General features: G+C 58.4%; 9 protein-coding genes. 5 read left to right on the top strand and 4 right to left on the bottom strand.

Going from position 1 to position 12,656, the window contains the following annotated elements:
- The first annotated feature begins 1 nt into the window (after position 1).
- The 4 genes from fdx (at position 2) to sseB (ending at position 2,767) form a co-directional block, all read left to right on the top strand.
- Entirely contained in the window at positions 2–337 is a 336-nt protein-coding gene (gene fdx / locus ACWKXT_RS12775) for an ISC system 2Fe-2S type ferredoxin (protein WP_003860652.1), read from the top strand.
- Position 338: 1 nt separating this feature from the next.
- Positions 339–539, top strand: coding sequence for a Fe-S cluster assembly protein IscX (gene iscX, locus ACWKXT_RS12770; protein WP_003860650.1), 201 nt, complete (start codon positions 339–341; stop codon positions 537–539).
- A 53-nt stretch (positions 540–592) separates the two neighbouring features.
- On the top strand, positions 593–1,879 hold the full coding sequence (gene pepB, locus ACWKXT_RS12765) for an aminopeptidase PepB (RefSeq protein WP_061097387.1): 1,287 nt from the start codon (positions 593–595) through the stop codon (positions 1,877–1,879).
- A 111-nt stretch (positions 1,880–1,990) separates the two neighbouring features.
- The gene (sseB, locus tag ACWKXT_RS12760) at positions 1,991–2,767 is read left to right on the top strand and encodes an enhanced serine sensitivity protein SseB (RefSeq protein WP_023325069.1); all 777 of its coding nucleotides are present in this window, start codon (positions 1,991–1,993) and stop codon (positions 2,765–2,767) included.
- A gap of 17 nt (positions 2,768–2,784) precedes the next feature.
- Here the strand turns inward: sseB and ACWKXT_RS12755 are convergent, their stop codons facing one another.
- From ACWKXT_RS12755 to ACWKXT_RS12740, 4 genes are all read right to left on the bottom strand, one after another.
- Positions 2,785–3,555: a MurR/RpiR family transcriptional regulator gene (locus ACWKXT_RS12755; protein WP_454532585.1), complete on the bottom strand. Its 771-nt coding sequence runs from the start codon at positions 3,553–3,555 to the stop codon at positions 2,785–2,787.
- Positions 3,555–4,400 carry a 3-mercaptopyruvate sulfurtransferase gene (gene sseA, locus ACWKXT_RS12750; protein ID WP_454532584.1) on the bottom strand — a complete coding sequence of 282 codons (846 nt, stop codon included), beginning with the start codon at positions 4,398–4,400 and terminating at the stop codon, positions 3,555–3,557. The genes ACWKXT_RS12755 and sseA overlap by 1 nt, the downstream gene beginning before the upstream one ends.
- Positions 4,401–4,490: 90 nt before the next feature.
- Entirely contained in the window at positions 4,491–5,858 is a 1,368-nt protein-coding gene (locus ACWKXT_RS12745) for a 6-phospho-alpha-glucosidase (RefSeq protein ID WP_454532583.1), read from the bottom strand.
- A 12-nt stretch (positions 5,859–5,870) separates the two neighbouring features.
- Positions 5,871–7,415 carry a PTS transporter subunit EIIC gene (locus tag ACWKXT_RS12740; RefSeq protein WP_454529297.1) on the bottom strand — a complete coding sequence of 515 codons (1,545 nt, stop codon included), beginning with the start codon at positions 7,413–7,415 and terminating at the stop codon, positions 5,871–5,873.
- Positions 7,416–7,702: 287 nt separating this feature from the next.
- Here ACWKXT_RS12740 and ACWKXT_RS12735 point away from each other — a divergent pair, with 287 nt between their 5' ends.
- Positions 7,703–12,655, top strand: coding sequence for an alpha-2-macroglobulin family protein (locus tag ACWKXT_RS12735; RefSeq protein ID WP_454532582.1), 4,953 nt, complete (start codon positions 7,703–7,705; stop codon positions 12,653–12,655).
- Position 12,656 lies beyond the last annotated feature (1 nt).

Raw genomic sequence — 12,656 nt, 5'->3', positions numbered from 1 at the left:
TATGCCAAAGATTGTTATTTTGCCTCATGCGGACCTCTGTCCGGATGGCGCTGTTCTGGAAGCGAAGACCGGTGAAACCATTCTCGATGTAGCCCTGCGTGCTGGTATCGAAGTGGAACACGCCTGTGAAAAATCTTGTGCCTGCACCACCTGCCACTGCATCGTGCGTGAAGGTTTCGACTCTCTCGCCGAGAGCACCGAAGACGAAGACGACATGCTGGATAAAGCATGGGGACTGGAGCCAGACAGCCGCCTGAGCTGCCAGGCCGCGGTGACCGATGAAGATCTGGTTGTGGAATTCCCACGCTACACCATCAACCACGCACGCGAGCATTGATATGGGACTGAAGTGGACAGACAGCCGTGAAATCGGCGAAGCGCTCTACGACGCGAACCCGGATCTCGATCCGAAGACCGTACGATTCACCGACATGCATCAGTGGATCTGCGATTTAGAGGATTTCGACGACGATCCAAACGCATCCAATGAAAAAATTCTGGAGGCGATTCTGTTAGTCTGGTTAGATGAAGCAGAGTAAATCACTTAACGGGCTGCCTTCAGGCGGCCCGTTTGCTAATAAGGATAAATAAAATGACCGAAGCGATGAAGATTACGCTCTCCACGCAGCCTGCTGACGCGCGCTGGGGCGAGAAAGCCACGTACAGCATCAACAACGACGGTATTACCCTGCACCTGACGGGCAAAGATGATTTAGGTTTGATCCAGCGCGCCGCGCGTAAAATTGACGGCCTGGGCATTAAGCATGTGTCTCTGGAAGGCGAAGGCTGGGACACCGATCGCAGCTGGGCATTCTGGGCTGGCTACAAAGGCCCGAAAGGCACCCGCAAGATTGAGTGGGCGAACCTCGACGAAGCCGGTCAAAAAGAGCTGGAAAGCCGCCTGCAAATTATCGACTGGGTGCGCGACACCATCAACGCCCCGGCGGAAGAGTTAGGCCCGGAACAGCTGGCGCAGCGCGCGGTTGACCTGCTGTGCGGCGTGGCAGGCGATAAGATGTCTTACCGCATCACCAAAGGTGAAGACCTGCGCGAGCAGAACTACATGGGCATCCATACCGTAGGCCGTGGTTCTGAGCGTCCTCCGGTCCTGCTGGCGCTGGACTACAACCCAACCGGCGATAAAGAAGCACCTGTCTTTGCCTGTCTGGTGGGTAAAGGCATTACCTTCGATACCGGCGGCTACAGCCTGAAGCAGAGCGCGTTCATGGACTCCATGAAGTCCGACATGGGCGGCGCGGCAACCATCACCGGCGCGCTGGCGTTTGCCATTACGCGCGGTCTGAACAAGCGCGTGAAGCTCTACCTGTGCTGTGCGGATAACATGGTGAGCGGTAACGCCTTCAAGCTGGGCGACATCATTCGCTACCGCAACGGTAAAAACGTCGAAGTGATGAACACCGATGCCGAAGGCCGTCTGGTGCTGGCCGATGGCCTGATCGACGCCTCTGCCCAGAAGCCGGAGCTGATTATCGACATGGCGACCCTGACCGGCGCGGCGAAAACCGCCCTGGGTAATGACTACCACGCGCTGTTCAGCTTCGACGACAAGCTGGCCGCACGCCTGCTGGCAAGCGCCGCTGCGGAAAACGAACCGTTCTGGCGTCTGCCGCTGGCCGAGTTCCACCGCAGCCAGCTGCCGTCTAACTTCGCCGAGCTGAACAACACTGCGAGCGCGGCGTACCCGGCGGGGGCAAGCACCGCAGCAGGCTTCCTGTCTCACTTCGTTGAGAACTACCATGAAGGCTGGCTGCACATTGACTGCTCCGCAACCTACCGTAAAGCGGCGGTTGAACAGTGGTCTGCGGGTGCGACCGGTCTGGGCGTGCGTACCGTGGCGAACCTGCTGACGGCTGAGTAATCGTTGCCCCTCACCCCAGCCCTCTCCCCAAAGGGGAGAGGGTGTTCAAATTCCCTCTCCCCTTTGGGGAGAGGGTTAGGGTGAGGGGGAAATGCATCATCTGGAATTGTTATGTCAGAAACCAAAAACGAATTAGAAACCCTGCTGGAGCAGGCGGCGACCGAACCCGCCCACCGTCCGGCCTTTTTCCGCACGCTGCTGGAATCCACCGTCTGGGTGCCGGGCACCGCGGCGGAAGGGGAGCAGGTTGTCGAAGACAGCGCGCTGGATCTGCTGCACTGGGAGAAAGACGACGGCACCTCGGTGATCCCGTTCTTTACTTCGCTCGAGGCCTTGCAGGAAGCGGTAGAAGACGAACAGGCGTTCGTGGTGATGCCGGTGCGCACGTTGTTCGAAATGACCCTGGGGCAGACGCTGTTCCTCAACGCCAAACTGCCGACCGGGAAAGAGTTTACGCCGCGCGAAATCAGCCACCTGATTGGTGACGAGGGCAACCCGCTCAGCACTCAGGAGGTGCTGGAAGGGGGCGAAACGCTGCTGCTGTCTGAAGTGGCCGAGCCGCCCGCGCAGATGATTGACTCCCTGACCACGCTGTTTAAAACCATCAAGCCGGTAAAACGCGCGTTCCTCTGCTCCATCAAAGAGAGCGCTGACGAAAAGCCTGTTCTGCTGATTGGGATTGAGGCCGACGGCGATATTGATGAGATTATTCAGGCGGCGGGAAGCGTGGCGACCGACACGCTCCCGGGCGATGAGCCCATTGATATCTGCCAGGTGAAGAAAGGTGAGAAGGGCATCAGCCACTTTATTACCGAGCACATCACCCCGTTCTACGAGCGTCGCTGGGGCGGCTTCCTGCGCGATCTCAAGACCAACCGCATCATCTGATTACGGCGGGGTGAATGTCACCCCGTTGCTTCCAGCAGCAGTAAATCCATCAGCAGCACCAGATTCGACTCAAACGACGTCACGCCTGCGGCTTCGGCGGCGAAGTGCACCGCTTCGTCATACAGCGCAAAGTGCACGTCCGCCATTCCTGCCAGCGTATTGGCCGAGGCGCGGGTAAAGGCAACGATCGTCATACCGACGTTTTTGGCAATTCGCGCTTTATCCAGCACCTGCTCCGTTTCGCCGCTGCGCGAAACGGCGATAAATACCTGATAGCGCGCGGCGTTGCTGAGGAAAATATTCCGGCTGTCCCCCGGCCCGGAGATGAACGCTGTTTTACCCAGTACCTGCAATTTCTTGGTCAGGTACTCGGCAAAAAGATAAGAAAACCCGGCCCCGTAGAGAAAGAAGCTCTCTTTCTGGCGCAGCAGGTCGGCAAACTGCTGGCGCTTCTCCTGCGTGACCCACTGAAAGGTGTGCTGATAGTTAGCGATAAACTGGTTAAACAGCGCCGGGAGCTCAGGAAGGGACTGCCCCTGAGCGGCAATATGCGGCGTGTCGGAGAGCAACTGCTTGCAGTGCCAGATAAATTCGCTAAAGCCGCTGAACCCCAGCGTCTGACACAGACGGATGATGGTGGCGGTAGAAACGAACGTCGCCTGCGCCAGCTCGCGCACCGTGATGTTGCCCACCAGCAGCGGATGCTCCGTGAGGTGGGCGAGGACGCGATACTCCGCGCGGGTCAGCGACGCCCCGCGCGTTAACAGCGTGGCCAGGCGGTTATCCATTATTTCGCGGGTTCTACCGGCAGGTCGTCACGTGCACCCCATTCGCTCCAGGCGCCGTCGTAAAGCGTGACGTCGTTCGCGCCGAGCGTGGCGAGCGCCAGGATCACCACGCAGGCCGTCACGCCGGAGCCGCAGCTGGCAATAACCGGACGCTGTAAATCCACGCCTGCACGGTCAAAAATGGCGCGCAGCTCGTCGGTGGTTTTCAGCTCGCCCTCAAACACCAGGTCCCCCCACGGCACGTTCAGCGCCCCCGGGATATGTCCGCGTTTCAGCCCCGGACGCGGTTCATCCGCTTCGGCATTAAAGCGCGGGGCGGGGCGGGCATCGACGATTTGCGCCGTCTTTTCGTGACTCACGACCAGCACGTCGGTCAGGCGCTTCACCACGTTAGCGTCGAACGTGGCATCGAATTCCCCTTCCGGCAGCTTCACGTCGCCCTGCTGTAGCGGCAGCTCGTCACGCTTCCAGCCTGCAAGACCGCCCGCCAGAATCGAGACTTTTTCCACGCCAAACTGTTTCAGCATCCACCACGCGCGCGGCGCGGAGAAGAGGTTACCTTCATCGTAAACAACAAGGTGTTTATCTTTGCTGACGCCCAGCTCGCGCATCGCCACAGAAAACGCTTCCGGGCGCGGCAACATGTGCGGCAGGGGAGAGGTATGATCGGAGAGGGCTTCGATATCAAAAAATACCGCGCCAGGCAGATGTCCGGCACGGTATTCACCGGGTACGTCACGATGTTCTTGCCCCGGCGGGGCCATACGCGCGTCAATAATCTGGACTTCCGGATCGTCACCGTGCTCAATCAGCCAGTCGGCGGCGACAAAATATGAGGTGGACATGGGTTGCCTCCATTTTTTTCCGTAAAAAAGGATTGTCGGTGTTTTTTCTGACACCGACAAGCAAACCACGTTCAACTCGCGAGCAAGCCCCTATTTTTTCACCGTTTCGCCGTCCTGCCAGGCTTTTTGCAGCGCAGGCCAGTAGTCGCGGTTGGCCTCGATCATCTCATCCAGAATCGATTTCGCATGCTCCATAGTCGGCACGGTGCGGTTGAGGGTAAACGCCTGCAGGGCTTTCTCATAGCTCCCTTCAATGGTTGCTTCCACCAGCAGCTGTTCAGAGGCGAGCTGCTGTTGCAAAAGGGTCTGATGGAACAGCGGCACCTGACCGATGCGAACCGGCTCCGGCCCTTCGGAAGTGATATAGGCAGGCACTTCCACCACCGCATCGTATGGCAGATTAGTAATCGCCCCGCGGTTTTCCACCATCACCAGATGTCGTTGGCGCAGGTTAAAGGCCAGCGAGCAGGCGACGTCAACGATAAACTCGCCGTGAACGCCTACGTGGAAGGCATCCGGCAGGATCCCGGTGCGCTTATATTCTTCGGCTGCGGCGAACAGCTTTTTCTCACGCCCGTTCATCACTTCGTTGGCGCGGGTATAGTCCGGGTTCTGATGCTCCACAATCTGGTTCGGCATCAGGTAGTACTGCAGATACGGGTTCGGCAGATACTCCGGGAAGTTATCCATAATCGGCTTGATATTGCGCCAGGTTTTTACCCAGGATGGATCGGAATGCTGCGGGTCGGTTTTGGCCGCATCTTCCGTCAGCAGGCCAAACTTCGCGATATGCTTGCGCAGCTCCGGCAGCTTGTCCTCGCCGTCCACCAGCACGCGAGTAAACCAGCCGAAGTGGTTCAGGCCGAAGTAGTCCACCTCCAGTTTGCGGCGATCCACGCCCAGAATGGCGCCCATATTGCGCATCGCGGCGACTGGCATATCGCAGATGTTCAGCACCCGAGCGTCAGGACGCAGGCGGCGCACGCCCTCAGCGACGATCGCCGCCGGGTTGGAGTAGTTCACGATCCAGGCTTTATCATGCGCGTAGCGATCCACCAGATCGATAAGTTCGACCATCGGCAGGATCGTGCGCAGTCCGTACGCCAGCCCGCCGGGGCCGCAGGTCTCCTGGCCGACCACGCCGTGACGCAGCGGGATCTTCTCATCCTGCTCGCGCATTTTGTACTGGCCGACGCGCATCTGGGCGAAGACGAAGTGCGCGCCGCTGAAGGCCACTTCCGGGTCGCTGGTGACGGTAAATTTAATGCTCTGACTGTGGTCGCGAATGACCTTCTCGACAACGGGCGCAATGGTGTTCTGACGCGCCTCGTCGATGTCATAGAGGCGGATTTCGGCCAGCGGGAAATCCTGCAGGCGTACCATCAGGCTCTTAACAATACCCGGCGTGTAGGTGCTACCGCCGCCGGCAATCGACAAAATGAATAGGGGTGTAAACATCTTTAGCTCCTTTCAGAGAAACGTCTCAACGGCTTCTCGCATTTTTTTGACATGCAGCCCGTAGACCACCTGAACGTTATTACCTTGCTTGATAATCCCTTTCGCGCCGGTCGCCTTCAGGCGCGGTTCGTCGATGATGTCAACGTCCTTCACCGTGACGCGTAAGCGGGTGTAGCAGTTATCCACTACCTCTATATTTTCCCGACCGCCCAGACCGACGACGATGGATTCACCCAGCCCGTCGTTATTGCCCTTCGCCTGGTACTCCTGCTTGCTGTAAAGGCGCGTCTCCTGGTCCTCATCCTCACGCCCCGGCGTTTTCATGTTGAAGCGCAGGATCAGGAAGCGGAACACCACGAAGTAGAGGGCAAACATGATCAGTCCGACCACGATATACATCGGCCAGTTGGACTTCTCCGTGCCGAGCGGCAGGTTGTAGAGGATGAAATCGATAATCCCGTTGGCACCGATGGCATGAACGCCGAACAGGGAGAAAAGCATCATGCCGATCCCGGTCAGCGCCGCATGCACCACAAACAGCAGCGGAGCGACGAACAGGAAGGAGAACTCAATCGGCTCGGTCACGCCCACCAGCAGCGAGGTCAGCGCCGCCGGGATCAAAATCGCTTTCGCAATGGCTTTACGCTCCGGCTTTGCGGTCATGTACATCGCCAGCGCGGCGGCAGGCAGACCGAACATTTTGCTGATGCCACGCGCATCCCAGACTACGGTACTGCTGAGCTGCTTCACTTCCGGGCAGGCCATCTCGGCAAAGTAGATATTGCGGGCGCCCTGATAGGTTGCGCCGCACACCTCCTGCGTGCCGCCCAGCTCGGTATAGAGGAACGGCGTATAAACCAGATGGTGCAGTCCGGTTGGCACCAGAATGCGCTCAAGGAAACCGTAAATGGCTACGCCGAACGGGCCGGACCCTTTAATAGCCAGCGCCAGGGCGCTAATGCCGTGCTGAGCGTACGGCCAGAGTTCGCTCATTACTACGCCGAGCAGCATAGAGACGGGCAACATGACAATCGCGACAAAGCAGTGGCCGGAGTAAATCGCCATCGCGCCGTTAAACTGTACGCCGGAGTATTTGTTGTACAGGTATCCGGAAAGCGCGCCGGTCAGGATCCCGGCAAAGACTCCCATCTCCAGCACCTGAACACCCAGCACCATGCTTTGCCCGGCGGCTTTCATCTGGTCAGCCGGGGCCAGTTCACCCTGCAGTTGCAGCGTCACATTCATGGCGTTTATGAACACCACGAAGGTCACCAGACCAATCAGCGCCGCGTAGCCTTTATCGCGCGTCGCCAGACCTATCGGGATCCCGACGGCAAACACCAGCGCCAGGTTAACCAGCACCGACACGGCAGATTTCGCGATAAGCTGACCAATATGCTGAATCAGAGGATGTCCCAGAAACGGCAAGTATTCTGCGAGATTACCGTTACCCAGCACGTTACCAAAGGCAATAAACAGACCGACGATCGGTAAGATAAGTACCGGTCCGTACAATGATTTTCCGAAATTTTGTAGGGCGTTCACGGCTCGTTTCATGGCTTTCTCTCTTATTGAACCGCGCACTCGGGGTGCGTCATGGTCATAAAACTAGCAGTCCTCAGGCGAGTTTATCCAGCTATCTTCTTGTTTTAAAAACAAATGACGTGAAAGGTAACATGTGACGTTATGCGCTGTGATCGAGGTTCCATCCCGGTGTAACGGCGTGATGTCATTCTGCGAGGCGCTTTCCAGATCCTAAAATTAGACTTTTTGTATAAACGAAACTTGCGGATAATACTTATCCGGACGACGACCAACAGGCCCCCTCAGGCCAGGGACAAAGGATGAAACCGTTTCGCTTAGCCGCGATCTCTCTCGCGCTGCTCACCACGTTTACGCTTGTCGGCTGTGATAACAGCGACGATAAGACCCAGGCTGCGGCTCCTGCGGCATCCACCTCATCAACACCGAAGGCTGCGGAAAAGCCCGACGCTGAAAAGCTGGCTAAACTGGCCGCCCGGAGTCAGGGAAAAGCGCTGACCCTGCTGGATGCCTCTGAAGTGCAGCTCGACGGTGCCGCCACGCTGGTGCTCACCTTCTCTGTACCGCTGGATCCCGAACAGGATTTCGCGAAGACGGTGCATGTCGTGGATAAGAAAAGCGGTAAGGTTGACGGGGCGTGGGAACTTGCGCCTAACCTGAAAGAGCTGCGCCTGCGCCATCTGGAGCCAAACCGTAATCTGGTCGTCACCGTTGAACGCGGCCTGAAGGCGCTGAATAAGGCGACCTTTGGCATTGACTATGAAAAAGCCCTGACCACGCGAGATATTGAACCGACGGTCGGTTTTGCCAGCCGCGGCTCGCTGCTGCCGGGTAAGGTGGTGGAAGGTCTGCCGGTGATGGCGCTTAACGTTAACAATGTGGATGTTAACTTCTACCGCGTGAAGCCGGAATCGCTGGCCTCGTTTGTCAGCCAGTGGGAGTACCGTAACTCGCTGACTAACTGGGAATCTGACAATCTGCTGAAGATGGCGGAACTGGTTTATACCGGTCGTTTTGACCTCAATCCGGCGCGCAACACACGTGAGAAACTGCTGCTGCCGCTTAAAGATATCAAGCCGCTTCAGCAGTCCGGCGTTTATATCGCCGTCATGAATCAGGCCGGGCACTACAACTACAGCAATGCCGCAACGCTCTTTACCCTGAGCGATATCGGTTTGTCCGCTCACCGCTATCATAACCGGCTGGACATTTTCACCCAGAGTCTGGAAAACGGTGCGGCGCAGTCCGGTGTGACCGTGACGCTGCTGAATGACAAAGGTCAGACCCTCGCCGAAGCCAACAGCGACGCCGACGGCCATGCAAAGCTTGAAACCGACAAAGAAGCCGCGCTGATCCTGGCGAGCAAAGATGGCCAGACCACGCTGCTCGATCTCAAGCTGCCAGCGCTCGATCTGGCGGAGTTCGACATCGCCGGTAGCCCCGGCTTCAGCAAGCAATTCTTTATGTTTGGCCCGCGCGATCTCTATCGTCCGGGTGAAACAGTGATCCTCAACGGCCTGCTGCGCGACAGCGACGGGAAACCGCTTCCCGACCAGCCAGTCAAACTTGACGTGCTGCGCCCGGACGGTCAGGTCGCGCGCACGGTCGTTGTACAGCCTGAGAACGGCCTCTACCGCTTCAACTACCCGCTTGATAGCGGCGCGCAGACTGGCATGTGGCATATCCGCGCCAACACGGGCGATAACCAGCAGCGCATGTGGGACTTCCACGTTGAAGATTTCATGCCTGAACGCATGGCGCTGAATCTGACGGGAGAAAAAGCACCGGTTTCCCCGCAGGATGATGTGGATTTTAACGTCGTGGGCTACTACCTCTACGGCGCGCCTGCCAGCGGCAACTCGCTGCAGGGCCAGCTTTTCCTGCGTCCGTTACGTGAGGCGGTTGCTGCGCTACCTGGCTTCCAGTTTGGTGATATCGCCGAGGAAAACCTGAGCCGTAGCCTGGATGAAGTGCAGCTTACGCTGGACGAACAGGGACGTGGTCAGGTCACCACCGAAAGCCAGTGGAAAGAGGTGCACTCTCCATTGCAACTGATCCTGCAGGCCAGCCTGCTGGAGTCGGGCGGTCGTCCGGTAACGCGTCGCGCTGAGCAGGTTATCTGGCCTGCGGCTGAACTTCCGGGGATTCGTCCGCAATTCGCCAGCAAGGCCGTCTACGACTACCGCACCGATACCACCGTCAACCAGCCGATTGTCGACGAGAACGGCAACGCCAGCTTCGACATCGTCTATGCCGATGCCAGCGGCGCGAAAAAAGCGGTGTCCGGTTTGCAGGTTCGTCTGATCCGTGAGCGCCGCGACTACTTCTGGAACTGGTCTGAGAGCGAAGGCTGGCAGTCTCAGTTTGATCAAAAAGATCTGGTTGAGGGCGAGCAGGAGCTTAGCCTCAAGGCCGATGAAACCGGTAAAGTCACCTTCCCGGTGGAGTGGGGCTCATACCGTCTGGAAGTGAAAGCGCCTGATGAGATGGTCAGCAGCGTGCGCTTCTGGGCAGGTTACAGCTGGCAGGATAACAGCGACGGAACGGGTGCGGCGCGCCCTGACCGCGTGACGCTGAAACTGGATAAGTCAGCCTATCAGCCAGGCGATACCATCAACCTTCACATTGCAGCGCCAGCCGCAGGCAAAGGCTATGCAATGATCGAATCCAGCGAAGGGCCGCTGTGGTGGAAAGAGATCGATGTGCCGGCAAACGGTCTGGATCTCTCCATTCCTGTAGATAAAGCCTGGAAACGTCACGATCTCTACCTCAGCACGCTGGTGGTTCGTCCCGGCGATAAATCCAAATCCGCCACGCCAAAACGCGCGGTCGGCCTGCTGCATCTGCCGATGGGAGACGAAAATCGCCGTCTGAACATAGCGCTCGATAACCCGCAGAAAATGCGTCCGAATCAGACGCTTTCTGTGAAGGTCAAAGCCAGCGTGAAAGAGGGGGCGGTTCCGCAGAAAGTGAACGTCCTGGTCTCGGCGGTGGACAGCGGCGTGCTGAACATTACCGATTACGTCACGCCGGATCCGTGGCAGGCTTTCTTCGGTCAGAAGCGTTACGGCGCGGATATCTACGATATCTATGGCCAGGTCATTGAAGGGCAGGGCCGTATGGCCGCGCTGCGCTTCGGTGGTGACGGCGATGAACTCAAGCGCGGCGGCAAACCGCCGGTGAACCACGTGACCATTATTGCCCAGCAGGCTCAGCCGGTTACGCTGGATGCCAACGGTGAAGGCACGATTACGCTGCCGATTGGTGATTTCAACGGTGAGCTGCGTCTGATGGCGCAGGCCTGGACGGAAGATGATTTCGGCAGCAGTGAAAGCAAGGTAGTGGTGGCCGCGCCGGTCATTACCGAGCTGAATACCCCCCGCTTCCTGGCAAGTGGGGACACCTCACGGCTGACGCTGGACATCACCAACCTGACCGACAAGCCGCAAACGCTGAATATCTCACTGACCGCGACAGGCAAACTGGCGCTGGAAGGCGGGCAGCCGCAGCCGGTTAAGTTGTCGCCTGGCGCACGCAGCACCCTGTTTATTCCGGTGCGCGCGCTGGAGGGTTATGGTGACGGTGAGGTGACCGCTCAGGTGACCGGTCTGCAGCTTCCGGGCGAGACTTTCGCACCGCAGCAGAAGAGCTGGAAAATCGGCGTGCGTCCGGCGTTCCCGGCGCAGACGGTGAATACCGGTGCCATGCTGAATCCCGGCGAGTCCTGGACCGCACCGGCGCAGCATATCAACGGTTTCTCTCCTGCCACCCTGCAGGGGCAACTGCTGCTGAGCGGCAAACCACCGCTCAACCTGGCGCGCTATATTCGTGAACTGCAGGCGTATCCGTATGGTTGCCTGGAGCAGACCACCAGTGGCCTGTTCCCGTCACTTTATACCAACGCGGCGCAGTTAACGGCGCTTGGCATTAAAGGCGACACGGACGATAAACGCCGTGCTGCCATTGATATCGGGATCTCTCGCCTGCTGCAGATGCAGCGTGATGATGGAGGTTTTGCGCTGTGGGATAAAAACGGCCCGGAAGAGTACTGGCTGACCGCCTATGTGACTGACTTCCTGGTACGCGCGGGCGAGCAGGGCTACAGCGTACCCGCAGATGCGGTGAACAACGCCAATAGCCGTCTGCTGCGCTACCTGCAGGATCCGGGCATGATGTCTATTCGCTACAGCGACGACACCCAGGCCAGCAAATTTGCCGTACAGGCGTATGCCGCGCTGGTGCTGGCGCGTCAGCAAAAAGCGCCGCTTGGCGCGCTGCGTGAAATTTGGGACCGTCACGCTCAGGCTGCTTCCGGGCTGCCGCTGATGCAGCTGGGTATGGCGCTCAAACTGATGGGCGATGCGCCGCGCAGCCAGCAGGCGCTGGATCTGGCACTTAAAACGCCGCGCAACGACAGCAAAACCTGGATGGCCGATTATGGCAGCCCGCTTCGCGATAACGCGCTGATGCTCTCCCTTTTGGAGGAGTATAAATTGCTGCCGGATGCGCAAAATACGCTGCTGAATGCTCTTTCTGAACAGGCCTTTAGCCAGCGCTGGCTGTCCACCCAGGAGAGCAATGCGCTGTTCCTGGCCGGACGTTCGCTGCAAACCCTGTCAGGCGCATGGCAGGCGAAAACCTCTCTGTCTGATGCCGCATCCGGCGGGGATAAGGCGCAGGTACAAAACGTAAGTGGCGACCAGCTTGGCGCGTTGCAGGTAACCAATACCGGCACGGCACCGTTGTGGGTACGTCTGGACAGCACCGGATATCCGGAATATGCCCCTCAGCCGAGTTCTAACGTGCTGCAGGTTGAACGTCATATCCTGGCAACCGATGGCAGCAGCAAGTCGCTCTCTTCGCTGAAAAGCGGTGAGTTGGTGCTGGTCTGGCTTGAAGTGAAAGCCAGCCAGAACGTGCCGGACGCGCTGGTGGTGGATCTCCTCCCGGCAGGTCTGGAGCTTGAAAACCAGAACCTGGCGAGCAGCAGCGCCAGCCTGCAGGACAGCGGCAGCGAAGTGCAAAACCTGCTCAGCCAGATGCAGCAGGCGGACATTCAGCATATGGAATTCCGCGACGACCGCTTTGTGGCTGCCGTGCCGGTAAATGAAGGTCAGCCGGTTACGCTGGTTTATCTGGCCCGTGCCGTGACGCCGGGAACCTACCAGGTGCCGGTTCCGATGGTAGAGTCTATGTATGTTCCGCAGTGGCGGGCAACGGGGGCGGCCAGCGGCCCGCTGATTGTTGTTCCATAAT

Source organism: Enterobacter sp. UPMP701 (assembly GCF_053709515.1).
The sequence above is the reverse complement of the archived record's forward strand: the minus strand, read 5'-3'. Positions and strand labels throughout refer to the sequence as shown.